This window comes from Nocardia sp. NPDC058633, from assembly GCF_042717045.1.
Taxonomy (GTDB): Bacteria; Actinomycetota; Actinomycetes; order Mycobacteriales; family Mycobacteriaceae; genus Nocardia.
On record NZ_JBHXRA010000021.1, the window covers coordinates 118,818 to 136,970 of the forward strand.

At 67.2% G+C, this 18,153-nt stretch carries 15 protein-coding genes; 11 read left to right on the forward strand and 4 right to left on the reverse strand.

Features of this window, described 5'->3' with window-relative positions; genetic code table 11:
* Nucleotides 1-91: 91 nt before the first annotated feature.
* Nucleotides 92-1,072, forward strand: a complete 981-nt coding sequence (locus ACFWUR_RS25550) for a PucR family transcriptional regulator (RefSeq protein WP_378910155.1) — start codon at nucleotides 92-94, stop codon at nucleotides 1,070-1,072.
* 20 nt (nucleotides 1,073-1,092) lie between these two features.
* On the opposite strand, the gene ACFWUR_RS25555 is transcribed toward ACFWUR_RS25550, so the two are convergent.
* Nucleotides 1,093-2,331 carry a PucR family transcriptional regulator gene (locus ACFWUR_RS25555; protein ID WP_378910156.1) on the reverse strand — a complete coding sequence of 413 codons (1,239 nt, stop codon included), beginning with the start codon at nucleotides 2,329-2,331 and terminating at the stop codon, nucleotides 1,093-1,095.
* Nucleotides 2,332-2,910: 579 nt separating this feature from the next.
* On the opposite strand from ACFWUR_RS25555, the gene ACFWUR_RS25560 reads away from it, so the two are divergent.
* The gene (locus ACFWUR_RS25560) at nucleotides 2,911-4,191 is read left to right on the forward strand and encodes a cytochrome P450 (RefSeq protein ID WP_378910157.1); all 1,281 of its coding nucleotides are present in this window, start codon (nucleotides 2,911-2,913) and stop codon (nucleotides 4,189-4,191) included.
* A 156-nt stretch (nucleotides 4,192-4,347) separates the two neighbouring features.
* Here the strand turns inward: ACFWUR_RS25560 and ACFWUR_RS25565 are convergent, their stop codons facing one another.
* Nucleotides 4,348-6,525, reverse strand: a complete 2,178-nt coding sequence (locus ACFWUR_RS25565) for a malate synthase G (RefSeq protein ID WP_378910158.1) — start codon at nucleotides 6,523-6,525, stop codon at nucleotides 4,348-4,350.
* A gap of 236 nt (nucleotides 6,526-6,761) precedes the next feature.
* On the opposite strand from ACFWUR_RS25565, the gene ACFWUR_RS25570 reads away from it, so the two are divergent.
* Together ACFWUR_RS25570 and ACFWUR_RS25575 are read left to right on the forward strand one after the other, a co-directional pair.
* Nucleotides 6,762-7,403, forward strand: a complete 642-nt coding sequence (locus ACFWUR_RS25570; RefSeq protein WP_378910159.1) for a TetR/AcrR family transcriptional regulator — start codon at nucleotides 6,762-6,764, stop codon at nucleotides 7,401-7,403.
* Nucleotides 7,404-7,405: 2 nt separating this feature from the next.
* Nucleotides 7,406-8,695 (forward strand): acyl-CoA dehydrogenase family protein, encoded by a 1,290-nt coding sequence (locus tag ACFWUR_RS25575; protein WP_378910160.1) that lies wholly within the window; start codon nucleotides 7,406-7,408, stop codon nucleotides 8,693-8,695.
* A gap of 48 nt (nucleotides 8,696-8,743) precedes the next feature.
* Here the strand turns inward: ACFWUR_RS25575 and ACFWUR_RS25580 are convergent, their stop codons facing one another.
* Entirely contained in the window at nucleotides 8,744-9,196 is a 453-nt protein-coding gene (locus tag ACFWUR_RS25580; protein ID WP_378910162.1) for a winged helix-turn-helix transcriptional regulator, read from the reverse strand.
* Between the two features lie 83 nt (nucleotides 9,197-9,279).
* On the opposite strand from ACFWUR_RS25580, the gene ACFWUR_RS25585 reads away from it, so the two are divergent.
* From ACFWUR_RS25585 to ACFWUR_RS25600, 4 genes are read left to right on the forward strand one after another with little or no spacing between them, the layout of a single operon-like run.
* On the forward strand, nucleotides 9,280-10,491 hold the full coding sequence (locus ACFWUR_RS25585) for an MFS transporter (protein ID WP_378910163.1): 1,212 nt from the start codon (nucleotides 9,280-9,282) through the stop codon (nucleotides 10,489-10,491).
* A 10-nt stretch (nucleotides 10,492-10,501) separates the two neighbouring features.
* Complete coding sequence (betT, locus tag ACFWUR_RS25590; protein WP_378910164.1) at nucleotides 10,502-12,655, forward strand: choline BCCT transporter BetT; 2,154 nt, start codon at nucleotides 10,502-10,504, stop codon at nucleotides 12,653-12,655.
* A gap of 11 nt (nucleotides 12,656-12,666) precedes the next feature.
* Nucleotides 12,667-14,181, forward strand: a complete 1,515-nt coding sequence (locus ACFWUR_RS25595; protein WP_378910165.1) for an aldehyde dehydrogenase family protein — start codon at nucleotides 12,667-12,669, stop codon at nucleotides 14,179-14,181.
* Nucleotides 14,178-15,731 (forward strand): GMC family oxidoreductase, encoded by a 1,554-nt coding sequence (locus ACFWUR_RS25600; RefSeq protein WP_378910166.1) that lies wholly within the window; start codon nucleotides 14,178-14,180, stop codon nucleotides 15,729-15,731. The genes ACFWUR_RS25595 and ACFWUR_RS25600 overlap by 4 nt, the downstream gene beginning before the upstream one ends.
* Before the next feature lies 1 nt (nucleotide 15,732).
* Here the strand turns inward: ACFWUR_RS25600 and ACFWUR_RS25605 are convergent, their stop codons facing one another.
* The gene (locus ACFWUR_RS25605) at nucleotides 15,733-16,020 is read right to left on the reverse strand and encodes a hypothetical protein (protein ID WP_378910168.1); all 288 of its coding nucleotides are present in this window, start codon (nucleotides 16,018-16,020) and stop codon (nucleotides 15,733-15,735) included.
* Here ACFWUR_RS25605 and ACFWUR_RS25610 point away from each other — a divergent pair.
* From ACFWUR_RS25610 to ACFWUR_RS25620, 3 genes are all read left to right on the forward strand, one after another.
* Entirely contained in the window at nucleotides 16,006-16,548 is a 543-nt protein-coding gene (locus tag ACFWUR_RS25610; RefSeq protein WP_378910169.1) for an HNH endonuclease, read from the forward strand. The two genes, ACFWUR_RS25605 and ACFWUR_RS25610, sit on opposite strands and share 15 nt — an antisense overlap.
* Nucleotides 16,545-16,799: a WhiB family transcriptional regulator gene (locus ACFWUR_RS25615; protein WP_378910170.1), complete on the forward strand. Its 255-nt coding sequence runs from the start codon at nucleotides 16,545-16,547 to the stop codon at nucleotides 16,797-16,799. The genes ACFWUR_RS25610 and ACFWUR_RS25615 overlap by 4 nt, the downstream gene beginning before the upstream one ends.
* 126 nt (nucleotides 16,800-16,925) lie before the next feature.
* Nucleotides 16,926-18,153: substrate-binding domain-containing protein (locus ACFWUR_RS25620; RefSeq protein ID WP_378910171.1), on the forward strand; the 1,228-nt coding region annotated here is incomplete at its 3' end.

The following is an 18,153-nucleotide window of genomic DNA, read 5'->3' on the forward strand; positions in this document are numbered from 1 at the left end:
CATCGTCGACGGGATCCTGAGCGCTATCCCTCCCCGCGTCATCCAGGGCAACGTCTTGCGGGAGGAGATACGAGCCGTTGTCGAGGAGTACTTGGAACAAGCCGGTGGTGCGCCCAAGCTCGACTCGCGAGCGGCTCTGCACCCCGCCGCGACGCGTTGGGCCGCCACCGGGGTCCCGATCGAAACCGTACAACGCCTCGTCCATACCGGGTTCCGGCTGCATCTGGACGACCACGCCACGAAATTGGTGCGCCACAACAACATCGACCACGTCATGGACGCAATGCACACGGTGAATTCGACCGTGTCCAAGGCATACCTCGAGGTCGCGTCGTCGGTTACTCAACGCAGCAGCCACCAAGCAGTCGCCCGTGCCCTTCTCAGCGGACGCCACGCCACCAGCGTTGCCCGAGAATGCGGCATTCCGCTCACCGACCAGTACACAGTGCTCGCGGTGGCCGCTGACAATTCTGTCCGAGGCGCGGTCTCACCCGGCAGCTTCCTCGAGATGCTGTCCGGCCGTTTAGGACAACAGATGTCCGCACTTCACAGCGACCTCGGGGGCACAATCCTGATCCAGGACCGTCCCGACACGAAGGCAATCGGTGATCTTGTCAGGCGGACAGCACTTGTCGTTGTCGCGATCGAGACAGATCGAGACCAGATCCCCTCCGCTACCGAAGACGGACACGAATTGCTCGACGTTGCGCGCAGACTCCATCGACCGCCCGGCCTCTACCATTTCGACGACCTTGCTATCGAGTATCAGCTGACGCGCCCCGGCCCCGGCCGTGACCGTCTCGAGACCGTCCTCGACGCGGTGTCGACAGATCCGGACCTGGTCGCGACCCTGCGTGCGCATATCAACAATGGTTTGAATCGTCGACTCACCGCACGAGACATGCATATCCATCAGAATACTGTCGACTATCGACTGAAGCGAATTTACCGTCTCGCTCGCCTCGATTCGCACGATCCCGGGCTCATCTGGAAATTGAGGGCAGCGTTGACTGTGCGCGAATATCTCGGCCTGGACGAACACGAGGTGGAACCCATCGCCTACGCCAAATAGCGGTCGCAGAATTGCGCGGCCTATGCCTCGGTTCGATTTTGGGGGGATCCGAGTCGGTGGACGGTGAGCGCCGCTGCCAGCATGCGCGAATCCGTAGGATCGGCCGGGTCGAGACCGGTGAGTTCGGCGATGCGGCGCAGCCGGTAGGTGAAGGTATTCGGATGGACGTGGATGCGGCGCGAGGCTGTTTTGCGATCAACCCCATGTCGCAGATGGGCCTCCAACGCCTCGAGCAGATGAGGGCTCGCGAGCAGCGGAACCACGCGCTGCCCCAGCCGTTCTCGCGCGGGACCCGGCCGGGTGAGCTGATACTCCAGCAACAGATCGTCGAGCCGGTAACAGCCCCCGGGTTGACCGCAAAGACGAGCCAGCTCAGCCAACTCGCCCGCGTCCTCGGCTGCCGCCGGAATACCGTCACGGCTTACGCCGGAGAATTCTGCCAGGTACACCGTGACCTCGAACTGCTGCGACAGCCGAGCAGCCAGCTCGTCGAACCGCTCGGCGTCGACGATGTCGGACTCGGAACTGTTGCCCACCAACGCGATTCCGTTCGAACCGTCGAAAGTCGCGGGAGTGATCGCGCCGGTGAGCTCGTAGAGTGCGCGTTGCAGCAATCGAATCCGGCGCCGGGTCACCAGGTTGACCGCGCTACCGGTACGCGCCGGTTCACTCAGATGTATCGCCAGCACCGTGTACCGGTCAGCGAGGATGGTGTCCGCCCGCACGGCGAGTTCTTCGGCAGGCAGACCGCGCACCAACGCAGAGCACAATTCGCGCCTGGCCTCCCGCTCCGCATGGTAAATCGACTGTTCGACCTCGGTGTAGGTGTCGACGACGGTCATATTGATGCGCCGCAGCAATTCGAGCAATCGGTTGAAGACCTCGACGAACTCATCCATCTGCGCGGGGTCAGCGACAGCGGCGGCTTCCGCGAGTACTGCCTGTGCCGACCTATGGATCGCGCTGATCAGCATCGACAGCGGCAGTCTGTCCTCGGCATGACGCTCGGCGACCGGGGCCACGAACGCGGCGACCTCGGCGCGGGTGAACTCGCGGTCAGCGCCGATAGCTTCGAGTACCGCCCGGCCACAGGCATAGATCGTCGGCAAGACCTCGGCGGTGAAGTGACCGTCGGGCAGTTCGGCGGGTGCGGTGGCGTCCAGGCCCTCGGTCAGCATCCGCTCGGCGATCTGTGGCCAACGGCTGAGCAATCGAGCCGTCAGCGGGGTCGAGGCAGAAACGGGTTGTTGCACGAGCATGGCTCCGATTGTGTCTGCACACAGCACGGTGGAGGGCGGTCTGGTGAAGATGGCGAAGAACTTGGTCGCTATGACAATTATAGGAGCGCTTACTCGGTTCACGAGTGCATATACAGCCCCGGCCGTGGCTCCGATGGACGCTGGTCTCGGACTATCGGGGAGACCTCGCGTTTGTCGGCCGGTTGCCGGCATCGGCGCGGCAATTTCACCAGGCGTAGGCGAGCCCGCTCAACGCATGGGCGCCGGCGAGGACCAGGTGTATGAGGCCATGACGTTGGTGGCACCGGCACTGAGGCGTCCGGCCGGGGGCTGGTTTCCGGCGGCCGAATGAGGTGGCCGTCGGCGGCGGAGTGCCATGACCTCGGGCGAACACGCCACCATCGAACAGATCAACGCGACCCCCGCCAGCGCCGGAAAGCCCTTCCGTGCTGAAATCATCTACGGAGACTAACAATTCGGACAGAACACCATTCTGTTGCGCTGCCCGCGAGGCAGCGAACACGTGGACTTCCAGATCGACGCCCTGCGCGCGCAACCGAGGTTACCGTGGAGTGAGGTGTCGAGGAGAGGACCGTCGCCATGTATCCGCCCGGCCCCCGACTACCCGCGATCGCGCAGACGATGCGGTATGTGCAAGCGCGGGAGCGGTTCATGACCGCCACCGCTCGCCGTTTCGGCGATACCTTCACCCTGCGCTTGGTGCCGCCGTACGCCCGACGCCTGGTCGTGTTCACCCGCCCCGAACACGTCCGCGAGATCTTCGCCGCCTCCCCCACCGACCTGCACGCCGGCGAGAGCAACGGCATCCTGCGTCCGCTGCTCGGCGATCATTCGGTGCTCATCACCGACGAGGCCGAGCACGCTCGTGCCCGCCGCCTGCTGATGCCCGCTTTCACCGGGCCCGCTCTGACTGGTTATCGCACGATGATCGAGCAGATCGCCGCCACCAACCTGGAGACCTGGCAGGCTGGGTCGACCGTCCGCAGTCTGGACGCGATGACCGGAATCACCCTCGATGTCATCGGCGAGGTGGTGCTCGGTGTCGCCGATCCGCGCCGCCGCGACCTACTCGGTCCACCCATGCGCCGCATCACCGACATCGCCCCGCTCACCCTGCTCGGTTCCCGCTACCCGGCCCTACAGAACCACGGCCCCTGGAAGCGGTTCCACCACGACCGGGCCGGTCTGGACGCCCTCCTGTACGCCGAGATCGAGCAGCGCCGCACCGGCTGCAACGCCACGGGCGCTGATGTGCTGTCGCGACTGATGGCAGCGGGCAGCGGCAACGACACCCCGCTCACCCCGGACGAACTCCGCGATCAGTTGGTCACCCTGCTCGCCGCCGGGCACGAGACCACCTCGGCCGCATTGTCATGGGCGCTACACGAACTGGCCGCCAACCCCGCCCAGCAGGACCTCGCCCGCCGAGCCGCGCTCGACGGCGACACCGCATATCTCGAAGCGGTGATGAAGGAAGCACTGCGCTACCACTGGGTCATCGGAGGTGTCGTGCGAAAGCTCACCCGCGACATGATGATCGGCGGCTATGACCTGCCCGCTGAAACCGTCGTCGCGACCTCGATCCTGCTCGCACACAAGCGGCCCGAGGCCTTCCCCGACGCGGTGTTCCGGCCCGGCCGCTTCCTCGACGGCAGCGTGGCGCCGAATACCTGGTTGCCGTTCGGCGGTGGGGTGCGCCGGTGCATCGGAGCAGGTTTCGCGCTGATGGAGGGCGCGGCGGTGCTCCAAGAAGTCCTGCGCCGCCACGTCCTGTCCCTGCCCGCGGCCGCGACGACGCGGGGCCGGGTCCGCAACATCACGCATGTGCCGTCCGCCGGGGCACCGATCCTGGTCAACTGAACAGGGCACCATCGTTGGTGGAGGTCTCTGACCGGCAGAACGCCCTCGGACATCGGCGCCGAAGGCGAAGATCGAAGGCCCCGCATCGGATGTCTCCGATGCGGGGCCTCGAGCGAAAAGTGCTGCTACGAGCTACTTCTCAATCACTGGACATCACTACTTCTGCGCGGCCTTGAACTCACGACGACGCCGGTGCAGGATCGGCTCGGTGTAGCCGTTGGGCTGCGTGGTGCCTTCCAGGACCAGTTCCTTGGCGGCCTGGAACGCGATGTTGTCATCGAAGTTCGGGGCCAGCGGGCGGTAGGTCTTGTCGTTCGCGTTCTGGCGGTCGACGACCGGGGCCATCCGCTCGAGGCTGGCGATCACGTCGGCCTCGGTGACGATGCCGTGGCGCAGCCAGTTGGCGACCAGCTGGCTCGAGATGCGCAGGGTGGCACGGTCTTCCATCAGGCCGATGTCGTTGATGTCGGGCACCTTGGAGCAGCCGACACCGTGATCGATCCAGCGGACCACGTAGCCCAGGATGCCCTGGGAGTTGTTGTCCAGTTCCTGACGCTTCTCCTCGTCGGTCCAGTCGGTGGACTGGGCGAGGGGGATCTCGAGGATCTGGTCGACGGTGGCGCGCGGGCCGCCCTTGGCGATCTGGGACTGCTGCTTGAACACGTCCACCAGGTGGTAGTGGGTGGCGTGCAGGGTGGCGGCGGTCGGCGAGGGCACCCACGCGGTGTTGGCGCCTGCCTTGGGGTGGCCGATCTTCTGCTCGAGCATGCCCGCCATCAGGTCGGGCATGGCCCACATGCCCTTGCCGATCTGCGCCTTGCCGGGCAGGCCCTTGGCCAGGCCGGTGTCGACGTTCCAGTCCTCGTAGGAGGTGATCCAGGTCTGGGCCTTCATCTCGGCCTTGCGGACCATCGGCCCGGCCACCATGGAGGTGTGGATCTCGTCGCCGGTGCGGTCGAGGAAGCCGGTGTTGATGAACACCACGCGCTCCTTGGCGGCCTCGATCGACGCGGCGAGGTTGACGGTGGTGCGGCGCTCCTCGTCCATGATGCCGACCTTGAGGGTGTTGCGGGTCAGGCCGAGGACGTCCTCGATCCGGCCGAACAGCTCGTTGGTGAACGCGGCCTCGTCGGGGCCGTGCATCTTCGGCTTCACGATGTAGACCGAACCGGTGCGCGAATTGAGGCGCGTGTTGTCGCCGTTGAGCGAGTGCACAGCGATCAGCGAGGTGATCAGGCCGTCCATGATGCCCTCGGGCACTTCGTTGCCCTGCGCGTCGATGATCGCGTCGGAGGTCATCAGGTGGCCCACGTTGCGCACGAACAGCAGCGAACGACCGTGCAGGACCAGCTCGGAACCGTCGAGCGCGGTGAACACGCGGTCGGGGTTCATGGTGCGGGTGAAGGTCTTGCCGCCCTTGGAGACTTCCTCGGCCAGGTCGCCCTTCATCAGGCCGAGCCAGTTGCGGTAGCAGACGACCTTGTCGTCGGCGTCGACCGCGGCGACGGAGTCCTCGAAGTCCATGATCGTGGTGAGCGCGGACTCCAGGACGATGTCCTTGACACCGGCGGTGTCGGTGGAGCCGATCGGCGAGGAGGCGTCGACCTGGATCTCGATGTGCAGGCCGTTGTGCTTGAGCAGGATCGAGGTCGGGGCCTCGGGATCGCCCAGGTAGCCGACGAGCTGCGACGGGTCGGCCAGGCCGATGTCGGTGCCGTCTTCGAGGCCGATCTCGAGCTCGCCGTCGACGATCTTGTAGTACGCCGAACCCAGGTGCGAACCGGTGATCAGGGTGACCGCGTCGTCGAGGAAGTTACGGCCCCACTCGATGACCTTGTCGCCGCGCACGCGGTTGTAGCCGCTGCCCTTCTCCGCGCCGTTGGCCTCGGGGATGGCGTCGGTGCCGTAGAGCGCGTCGTAGAGCGAACCCCAACGCGCGTTGGCCGCGTTGATCGCGAAGCGCGCGTTCATCACCGGCACCACGAGCTGCGGGCCCGCGGTGGCCGCGATCTCGGTGTCGACGTTCTCGGTGGAGATCTGGAACGGCGCGGGCTCGGGGCGCAGGTAACCGATCTCGGTCAGGAACTGCTTGTAGGCGGCCTTGTCGTAGCCGGTGCCCGGGTTCTCGCCGTGCCAAGCGTCGAGCTTGCCCTGGAACTCGTCGCGCTCGGCGAGCAGAGCGCGGTTGCGTGGGGCGAGGTCGTTGATGATCTGCTCGGCACCGGCCCAGAACGCGGCGGAATCTACGCCGGTACCGGGGAGCGCCTCGTTCTCGATGAAATCGTGAAGAACGCTCGCCACCTGGAGCCCGCCGACCTGAATCCGCTTTGTCATCTACTGCCTCACTTAGGTGAAAACCGGGTGGGAAAAGTCGATGTCATGTTACCCGTGGGTAGAGGTGACACCTCGTGTGGGTACGAACGCCCAGCGGGCTCCGTCCATTCCGCCACGCCGAGCCGCCGAGGTCGGCGAGGTGGGCGCGGCGGATCACCCCTTGATTGTAGGTGTGCGGACAATTAATGTACTGATCGGAACATTAGTCGCGCGAGCCGAACTCGAACGGAGGCGCTGTGACATCCGAACCGGTGGCTCCCGTACGTCGTCGCGGCCGCCCTCGCGCCTCCGAGCGCGCCGACACCCGCGAGCGGATCAACACCGCCGCACTCGAGCTGTTCTCCGAACGCGGTTTCCATGCCACCGGGGTCGCCGAGATCGGCGCGAGAGCCGACGTCCAGCGGGGTGCGCTGTACTACCACATCGGGTCGAAGGAAGACCTGCTGTGGGCGATCCTGCGCGACTACACCCGACTACTGCTCGCCGACGCCGAACGCATCATCGATGCCGGGGCCGACCCTGTCGAAACCCTGCGCCGGCTGATCCGCAGCCATGTGGGACTGATCGTCACGCATCGGCGCGCGGTGGCAGTGCACCTGCGCGACGCCGACGCGCTCACCCGCGAACACGCGGTCGTTCTCCAGCAGCTTCGCGATCGACTCCAGCGCCACTGGCAGGACGTCATCGACGCGGGCTACGCGGCCGGGAAGTTGCGCACCGCCGACCACATCGTCACCAACGGCCTGCTCGGCATGCTCAATTCCCTCGGCTACTGGTACCGCGAGCGCGGCACCCACTCCCCGGCCGAGATCGCCGACATCCTCACCGACACCGTCCTGTCCGGGCTCCGCGCCACGGGCGACAACACGAAAGGCTGACCATGGCTTGGGATTTCGAGACCGATCCGGAGTACCAGCGCAAGCTCGACTGGGTGGCGGAGTTCGTCCGCACCGAGGTCGAGCCCCTGGATCTGCTCTACCCCAACCCCTACGACCGGACCGACCCCGAGATCCGGGCGCTGATGCGACCGCTGCAACGGCAGGTCAGGGAACAGGGCCTGTGGGCCTGCCATCTCGGCCCCGAGCTCGGCGGCCCCGGGTTCGGTCAGCTCAAGCTGGCCCTGCTCAACGAAGTGCTCGGCACCTCGATGTGGGCACCGCTCGTCTTCGGTTGTCAGGCACCGGATTCCGGTAACGCAGAGATTCTGGCGCATTTCGGCACCGAGGAACAGAAGGCGAAATATCTCCAGCCCCTGCTCGACGGCGAGATCGGCTCCTGCTATGTGATGACCGAACCCACCGGCGGCTCGGACCCGACCGCGTTCCGCACCACCGCGGTGCGCGACGGTGACGAGTGGGTCATCAACGGCGAGAAGTGGTTCAACTCCGCCGCTGAGTTCGCCACCTTCCACATCGTGATGGTGGTGACCGACCCCGAGGCCGAACCACACCAGCGATTGTCGATGTTCATCGTTCCCGCCGATGCGCCGGGGATCGAGCTGGTGCGCAACTTCACCGTGCCCGGGTTCAGTGAACACGAAGCGCACCTGCGGTTCACCGATGTCCGGGTGCCCGCCGATCACCTGCTCGGCGCGGAAGGCGCGGGCTTCGTCGTCGCGCAGACCCGCCTCGGTGGCGGTCGCGTGCACCACGCGATGCGCACGGTGGCGTTGGTACGCAAAGCCTTCGACATGATGTGTGAGCGCGCGGTGTCACGCCCGGCCCGCAAGGGTGTGCTCGGCGGCTTCCAGATGACCCAGGAACGCATCGCCGACAGCTGGATCCAGATGGAACAGTTCCGCCTGCTGGTCCTGCGCACCGCATGGCGCATCGACCAGGCCCAGGACTACCGCGCGGTCCGCAAGGACATCGCCGCCATCAAGATCGCCATGCCCACCGTCATGAACGACATCGCCCGCCGCGCCCTGCATCTGCACGGCGCGATGGGGGTGAGCACCGATCTCCCGTTCCTCGATATGACCACCTACGCCGAGGTCATGGCCATTGCCGACGGCCCGACCGAGGTCCACAAGATCACCCTCGCCAAGGAGGTCCTCAAGACCTACACACCGGCGGATCCGGTGTACCCCAGCGGTTTTCGTCCCACACTCCGTGAAGAAGCTCGCGACCTCGTCGCCCGCCGCCTCGAACGCGAGGTCGGCAACCTCTGATCGGAGGTTCGTGCGGTCGTCGGCGACACCGACGGTCGACGGGTCGGCTCAGTCCACACGTCGCACGTCGGTGGTGTCGGCGGTGACCACCGCACCGGCCTGATCGCGCGGATACAGCTCGGCGAGGGGCCTGCCGTCGCGGTCCACCAGGGCCGAACGGGGCTCGTCGTCGGCGAAGGCATGCCGTTGCCCCCATTGCCGCAGGGCGACGATGGTGGTGAACAGGTCCTGCCCGGCTCGGGTCAGCTCGTAGACGTGACGCTTGCCGCTCGGGGTAGCACTGGTGACGAGGATGCCGTCCTCGACCAGGCGGCGCAGGCGGTCGGCCAGGATGTTGCGCGCGATGCCGAGCCGCTGCAGAAATTCGGTGAACGAGGACGGTCCGTCCATGGCGTCACGAACGATGAGCAGGCTCCATCGGTCGCCCACCAGGTCGACCGTTCGGGCTACGGGGCAGGTCGGATCGGTCCATGCGCGGTCGGCGCCGGCTGCGGGGGTCATGGCCACCTCCTTGCGAGTTGCAATTCGAAACCATTATTCCTTATCGTGAATTGGTTTCATTTTGCTACTCTTTTGGAGGTCGGGTGGACGCGGGAATCACGCGAGCACAGCGGTTCGTTCTCGCGGCGGTGTGCGCGGCCGCGGTATCCACGATCTACGCGATCCAGCCCGTCCTGGCGGTGGCGGGCAGCGAACTGGGACTGTCGCCGAAGTCGTCGGGGCTGCTGATCGCGGCCGGTCAGGTCGGGTACTTCGCCGGGTTGATCCTGCTCGTACCGCTCGGCGACCTGGTGAACCGGCGAGGACTCATCGGCGGACTGCTTGCCCTCACCGCGGTAGGGGCGGCGATCACGGCTGCCGCGCCCAACGGCGCCGTCGCGGTGGCCGGGCTCGCGATCGCCGGGCTGTTCGCGGTGGTCGTCCAGGTGACGGTCGCCTACGTCGCGGCGGTGTCGGCGCCCGGTGAACGCGGCCACAACATCGGCGCCGTCACCGCCGGGGTGGTGGTCGGCATTCTCGGTGTCCGGGTCGTCGCGGGCGTTCTGGGCGACACGCTCGGCTGGCGAGCCGTCTACGTCGCGCTCGCCGTGCTCTGCGCGGCGCTCGCCCTCGTGACGCGAGGCAATCTGCACGCCGACGCCCGAGCATCCGGCGATCGATACATACAGATTCTGTGGTCGATGGTTCGGCTCGTAGCCACGGATCGACTGTTCCTGAGCCGGGGACTGATCACCCTGTTCCTCTTCGCCTCCTTCGGCACCCTCTGGAGCGGCCTGGCGCTCCCGCTCGGTGCCGACCCGTGGTCGTTCGGCACCACCGCGATCGGACTGTTCGGCTTGGCGGGACTCGCGGGAGCTCTCGGTGCGCGACGAGCGGGCCGATGGGCCGACGCCGGTCGCGCCCAGGCGGTCACCGGCTGGTCGCTGCTGTTGCTCGCCGTGTCCTGGCTGCTCGTCGCGCGGACCGGAACGACGCTGGTATGGCTCGTCATCGGCATCGTCGTGCTCGACTTCGCCGTCCAGGCCGTCCACGTGAGCAGCCAGCATCTGCTGACCACCGCGCACCCCGACCGCGCGGGCAGCGTCATCGGCGCCTACATGGCCTTCTACTCGCTCGGGTCGGCCCTCGGCGCGGTCACGACCACGTGGGCGTACACGTTGTGGGGGTGGTGGGCCTGCTGTGCAGCCGGTGCGTTCTACGCCATGGCCGGTTTCGTCGTCTGGGGGTTCACCTCGGCTCGAACACGAGGTCGGCAACCGCTGAAGGTCCCCGATCTGCCGGTGAGCACGAACTAGCCTGCCTCGCATGGGCGGTGTCAGCAAACCTGGGGACGACGGCACGCAAGGATCACCTGCCGAGACCACGCAGGACGGGGCCTCGGGACATCCTGTAGCCGACCGGCGCTCGGTGAACAAGCCGGTGTTCCTGCTGTCGGCCGGCGCCGTGCTCGCCTTCGGGATCTGGGCACTGGCCGCACCGTCGAGCGCCGAAACCGTCGTCGGCGAGGTCAAGACGTTCATCTCCACCTGGTTCGGCTGGTGGTATTTCGTGCTCGCCACCGCCATTCTCGGCCTGGTCGTCTTCCTCGGAGCCAGCCGGTACGGCCGCTACCGGCTGGGGCCGGAAGAGTCACGGCCGGAGTACAGCCTGTTCTCCTGGACGTCGATGCTGTTCGCGGCGGGGATCGGCATCGACCTGATGTTCTTCTCGGTCGCCGAGCCCGTCTACAACTACCTGCACCCGCCGCTCGGCCCGGCCGAAACCAACGAGACCGCCCGCGACGCCGTCTCCTGGACGATCTTCCACTACGGCATCACCGGCTGGGCGATGTACGCGCTGATGGGCGGCGCGCTGGCCTACTTCGCGTTCCGGCACAACCTGCCGCTCACTATCCGTGCCGCGCTCTATCCGATCTTCGGCAAACGGGTACACGGCCGATGGGGCGACGCCATCGACGTGGCCGCGGTACTCGGCACCATCTTCGGCATCGCCACCTCGCTGGGCATCGGCATCGTCCAGCTCAACTACGGCCTGCACGAGCTGTTCGGCATCTCGCAGGGCAAGGCCGCCCAGATCGGGCTCATCGCGCTGTCGGTGGCCATCACCACGATCTCGGCCACCACCGGCGTCGACAAGGGCATCCGGCGGCTGTCGGAGCTCAACGTGATCATGGCGATCGCGCTGCTGGTCTACATCATGGTGGCGGGCAACACCGACTTCCTGCTCAACGGCATGGCACAGAACGCGGGCGACTACCTGTCGACGTTCCTCGACCGGACCCTCGACACCTTCGCGTGGGAACGCAACCCGGAGACGGCGAACGCGCCGTCGACCTGGCTCGACAGCTGGACGCTGTTCTTTTGGGCGTGGTGGGTGGCCTGGGCGCCGTTCGTCGGCCTGTTCCTCGCGCGCATCTCGCGCGGACGCACGCTGCGACAGTTCATCTTCGGTGTCCTGGTCGTGCCGTTCAGCTTCACCCTGCTGTGGATCTCGGTCTTCGGCAACAGCGCCCTCGAGGTCGCCAGGGACGACAAGGCCTTTGCCGAGCAGACCGCGGCCAGAGCCGAGCTCGGCTTCTACTCGCTGCTCGAGCAGTATCCCGGCGCGACCCTGTTGCTCGGCATCGCGACCATCACCGGGCTGCTGTTCTACGTGACGAGCGCCGACTCCGGATCGCTGGTCATGGGCAATTTCACCTCGAAACTGCCTGACCCGATGGCTGATTGCGCCCGCAGCACCCGCATCTTCTGGTCAGCCGCGATCGGACTGCTGACCCTGTCGATGTTGTTCGCCGGCGCGGGCGGGTCCATCACGACCCTGCAGAACGCCACCATCATCATGGGGCTGCCCTTCTCGTTCGTGCTGGCGCTGATCGGCATCGCGCTGCTGCGCGCCGTGCGCAACGAGTCCTACAAGCTCGACAGCTACCGCGCCGCGCTACCCAAGGCTCTCGCCTCCGGGCGCGGCCCGGCCGAACTCAGCAGTTGGCGGCGCAGGCTGCTGTCGACCATCCAGTATCCGGGGGCGGCGGCCAGCCGCAAGTTCATCACCGGCACCGTCGTTCCGGCCGTCCACGATGTCGCGGCCGAGTTCGACCGGATGGGGATGACGGCGACCATCGACGACTCCCAGTCCAGCGAGGGACTGCCCTCGCCACGTCTGCTGGTGGATCAGGCCGGCGAACCCCGGTTCGAATACGGCGTGTGGCCGGTGTCGGCACCGACTCCGACCTATGCCGTGCTCGCGCAGCGCTCCGGCGATCGGTACTTCCGCTGCGAGGTCTATCTGGCCGAGGGATCGCAGGGGTACTCGCTCAACGGCTACAGCCGCGAACAGGTCATCGGCGACATTCTCGACCAGTACGAACGCCACCTCGGCTATCTGCACCTGCGCCGGTCGGCCACCGACCACCACGAGCCCGAATCCAGCGACGTCGACCGCACCGACAGCGATCTGTGAAGGGATCCATCATGAGCGAAACCCTCTATATCGACGGCTCCTGGCGACCGTCGGCGTCCGGCAAGACGCGCGATATCCGTTGTCCGGCAGACGATTCCCTCGTCGGTACCGTCGCGGAGGCGGACCGAGACGACACGGTCGCCGCGATCGCCGCGGCCCGCCGGGCCTTCGACGAGGGACCGTGGCGCCGGACCACCGCCGCCGAACGGGGCGACCTGCTCCTGCGCGTCGCCGACGCGATCGACGCCAGGCGGGCCGAGTTCACCCGCGCCGAAACCCTCGATACCGGCAAGCGCCCCTACGAGTCCGACATCGACATGTCCGACATCGCGAACTGCTTCCGGTATTTCGGCAAACTGGCCGCCGACGATGCGGGTCGCGTGGTCGACGCGGGCTCCCCCGACATCGACTCACGCATCGTCTATGAGCCGGTCGGTGTCTGCGGGTTGATCACGCCGTGGAACTACCCCCTGCTGCAGGCCGCCTGGAAGGTCGCCCCGGCATTGGCGGCAGGCAATACGTTCGTTCTCAAACCGGCCGAGCTCACCCCCCACACCGCGATTCTGCTGATGTCGGTGCTGGACGACCTCGGCGTGCCCGCCGGCGTGGCCAATCTGGTGCTCGGCGCGGGCGCCAACGCCGGTGCGCCGCTGTCGGAGCATCCCGATGTCGACCTTGTCTCGTTCACCGGCGGTCTGGCCACCGGCAAGCTCATCGCGCGCGAGGCCGCCGCCACGGTCAAGAAGGTGGCACTCGAGCTGGGGGGCAAGAACCCGAATGTCGTCTTCGCCGACGCCTGCGACACCGATGAACGGCTGGCGGCAAGCGTCGACAACGCGCTCAACGCCGCCTTCCTGCACTCCGGCCAAGTGTGTTCGGCGGGCGCTCGCCTGGTGATCGAGGAATCGGCACACGAGCGTTTCGTGGACGAGTTGGTCCGTCGCGCCGAGCAGATCCAGCTCGGGTTGCCCTTCGCCGAGGGCACCGAAACCGGGCCGCTGATCTCGGCGGCCCATCGCGACAAGGTGCACGCCTATGTCGAGCAGGCCCGCGCCGAGGGTGCCGTCATCCGCACCGGTGGTGCGTTCGCCACCGGCGACGAGGGGTCGGGCAGCCTCGACGACGGGTGGTTCTACCGGCCGACCGTCATCGACGGGGCCACGCGCGCGATGGCGTGTGTGCACGACGAGGCGTTCGGGCCCACCGTGACCGTGGAGACCTTCACCACCGAGGACGAGGCCGTCGCCATCGCCAACGACACCGAGTACGGTCTCGCGGGCGCGGTGTGGTCCGGTGACGCCGCCCGCGCGCGCCGCGTCGCCGCCCGGCTGCGCCACGGCACCGTGTGGGTCAACGATTTCGGGCCGTACCTGCCGCAGGCCGAGTGGGGCGGATTCGGCCGCTCGGGCGTGGGCCGCGAACTCGGGCCCTCCGGGTTGCACGAGTATCGCGAGGCCAAACACGTCTACGAGAATCTCCGGCCGGGCGTCACCGGCTGGTTCGCCGATCGGGAGGAACAGCGATGACCGCATACGATTACGTCATTGTCGGCGGCGGTTCGGCGGGGGCGGCCGTCGCGTCCCGGTTGTCGCAGGACCCGTCGGTGACGGTCTGCCTGCTCGAGGCGGGGCCCTCCGATGTCGACGACCCGGCCGTCCTGCGACTCGACCGCTGGATGGAACTGCTGGAGTCCGGCTACGACTGGGACTACCCCATCGAGCCGCAGGAGAACGGTAATTCGTTCATGCGCCACGCCCGCGCCAAGGTGCTCGGTGGCTGCTCGTCGCACAACAGCTGCATCGCGTTCTGGGCGCCGCGCGAGGACCTGGACTCCTGGGAACGCGAGCACGGCGCCGCCGGATGGGGCGCCGATTCGGTGTATCGGCTCTATCCGCAGATCGAGACCAACGACGCCCCCGGCGATCATCACGGTCGCGGCGGCCCGGTGCACATCATGACGGTGCCGCCGAACGATCCGTGCGGTGTGGCCCTGCTCGACGCCTGCGAGGCGGTCGGTATCCCGCGCGCCGAGTTCAACGCGGGACGCACAGTCGTCAACGGCGCCAACTTCTTTCAGATCAACCGGCGCTCCGATGGGACGCGCTCGTCGTCGTCGGTCAGCTATCTGCACCCCCATCTCGACCGACCGAACCTCACCGTTCGGACAGGCGCGTGGGCCAAGAAGATCGTGATCGAGAACGGCCGGGCCGTCGGGGTCGACATCACCGACAACGCGTTCGGCCGCACCACCAGGATCACCGCCGACCGTGAGGTGATCGTCTCCGCCGGCGCCGTCGACTCGCCGAAGCTGCTCATGCTCTCGGGCATCGGACCCACAGTTCACCTGCGCGAGAACGGCATCGAGGTGATCGTCGACTCCCCCGGCGTCGGCGCGAATCTGCAGGACCACCCGGAGGGCGTGATCGGTTTCGAGACGACGCGACCGATGGTGCGAAGTTCCACACAGTGGTGGGAGGCGGGCATCTTCACCCCGACCGAAGACGGTCTCGACCGGCCGGATCTGATGATGCACTACGGCAGTGTCCCGTTCGATATGCACACGCTCCGACAGGGCTATCCGACCGCGGACAACACCTTCTGTCTCACGCCGAACGTCACCCATGCTCGCTCACGCGGCACCGTGCGATTGCGCTCGCGCGATTTCCGGGACAAGCCGAAGGTGGACCCGCGCTATTTCACCGATCCCGAGGGCCACGATATGCGGGTGATGATCGCTGGTCTGCGCAAAGCGCGCGAGATCGCCGCGACCGCGCCGCTGTCGGAATGGGTGGAGCGTGAGCTCTATCCAGGACCCGAGGCGCAGACCGATGCCGAACTGGCCGACTACATCCGCCGAACCCACAACACCGTCTATCACCCGGTCGGCACGGTCCGCATGGGCGCGGTCGACGACCCGATGAGCCCGCTCGACCCCGAACTGCGGGTCAAGGGCGTCGAGGGCCTGCGGGTCGCCGACGCCTCGGTGTTCCCCGCGCACACCACGGTCAATCCGAACATCACCGTCATGCTCGTCGGCGAACGCTGCGCGGAACTCGTCACCGCCGACCGAAAATAAATCAGCCGACATTTCGGACACGATGTGCCACCATGATTTCACGCAGGTGATTCGCACCGGGCGAGGAACCGACGAGCAGTATCGAGAGGAGGAGACGGCCGTGAAACAGCAAGCGCCACAGCGACAGTCGGAACAGACCTATCGCCACGCGAATTCGGCCCAGTGCGCGATGCGCCTGGGTATCGATGGCTCCGGCCGTCTCCGGTTCGTGGCCTGAGGCGCCCGACCCTTTCTGCTCCCGACGTTCGTTCTCTTTCGAAACATGGTGATTCCCATGATGATTCGTCATGCCGTCGATCCGACGGCGCCCGCTTCCGATACGTGGATACACACGAGGGTGCTCGTACTGAATGCCAGCTACGAGGCCCTCGACGAGATCACCGCCGACCGGGCCGTGACATTGCTGATCAGCGGGGCCGCCGAGACCGTGATCGAGCGGGTGCCGCGGTTTCCGATCCGATCGCAGCACCTGGTCATCGGGCTGCCGGAAACGATCCGGTTGGTGCGCTACGTCTACCTGGCGCACGTCGCGCCGATCGGTGACGACAGCCGCGCCACGCTGGCCGGGGTGTTGCGTCGTGACCAGCACCGGTGCGGTTACTGCGCCGACTGGGCGCACACCGTCGACCACATCCGCCCGCGCAGTCGGGGCGGACCCAATACCTGGAGCAATCTCGTCGCCTGCTGCGCACCGTGCAATGCGGGCAAGGCCGACCGCACGCCGGAAGAGGCGGGGATGCGGCTGCTGTGGGAGCCCAAGGCTCCCGACCCGCTCGCCCGCAAGCAGCGCCGGATCTGGAAGGAGTACGCGCCGTGACCACCACCGACCTCGCACTGACCGAACTGCTGACCCTGTCCGATTCGGGTCAGTGGCACCGCGCCGCCTGCCGTGGTGATCCCAACCACGAGGCGTGGTTTCCGTACCCGTCGCAGGACTTCGACTACGCCCGCCGGATCTGCGCCGGCTGCCCGTTGCTCGCGGGGTGCACCGAGTACGCGGCGCAGACGGGGCAGTCGGGGGTGTGGGGCGGCCGCGAATACGACCGCGGTCGCGTGATTCGAGGCTGATCGTCTCGCGGCCGGGTGTCGACTCCGACACCCGGCCGCTCTCGTACACCCACGTCGCTGACCTGCGGCGATGCGTCGGGGTATGCACTGTGCTGCGGTCAGGCGCGGTGTCCTTAAACTTGCCGCGTGGGTACGCATCGCAACGGGACCAGATCTCGAAGTATCAGCAAGGGTCCGGTCATCGCGGCATCGGCGCTCGTCGTGGTGATCGTGGCCGTGTTCGCGTGGCTGCAACTCAGCGATCGCGCCGAGACGACCGATGTCGCGGCCGCCGCCGAGTGCGTCGAGGGGCCTGCCTCTCTCGATGTCACCGTCGACCCGGCGATCGCCGGTCCGGTACGGGCCGCGGCCGAGCGCTACAACGCGACCAAGCCACGGGTGCGCGACCATTGCGCACAGGTGAAGGTCTCGGCCCGCCCGTCGAGCTCCCTGGTGAGCGGCCTCGCCGATATCGCCCGCTGGGATCCGGCGCTGGGCCCGAAGCCGGGGCTGTGGATCGCCGACTCGAGCCGGTCGATCGAGCTGGTTCGGGTGCCCGGCCTGATCGAGGGCACGCCCGCGTCCATCGCCACCAGCCCGATCGTGCTGGCCGTGCCCGATGCGCTGCGCCAAGCGCTCGAACAACACAACATCACGTGGGCCGACCTGCCGCGCCTGCAGCAGGGTTCGCTCGACGACGTCGGTTTGACCGGGTGGGGTGGGCTGCGCATGGCCCTGCCCGTCGGTGACGCGACGACCGCCGCCGCGGCGTCCATCGGTGGTGCGATCTCGGGGACCGAGCCGTTGACCGAGCAGGCCGCCGGGTCCGGTCAGGTCGTCGCCGCGATCTCCGGGCTCGCCGCCGGCGCGCAGGCACCGGCCGACCTGCTGACCGCCATGTCGGCGATCAGCGCGGACCCCACCGGCGACGACGTGCACGCGGTCGCCGCGACCCAACAGCAACTCGGCACCGGTGGGCTCACCGCGTTCCGGCCGGTCGGCACCGCGCCGCTGGCCGATTATCCCGCGGCACTGCTGTCGGGTCCCTGGGTGGACAAGACCCAGAATCTGATCGCGTCGCGGTTCATCGACTTCCTGCGCGCGCCGGAGCAGGCGGGCACGCTCGCCACCGAGGGCTTCGGGCCCGCGATCGGCTCGGCACCGGCGAATCCGCCGCGCGCGGCACTGGAGAAGGTGCAGTCCACGCTGGCCAACCCGGTCCTCGGCGTGAACGCCACGGTCTTGCTCGACGTGTCGTCGTCGATGGGCACCGCGGAGGGGTCGACCACCCGCATGTCCAACGCTATCGCCGCGGTCGCCTCGACACTGCAGGTGATGCCACCCGACTTCGGGCTCGGCCTGTGGACGTTCGGCA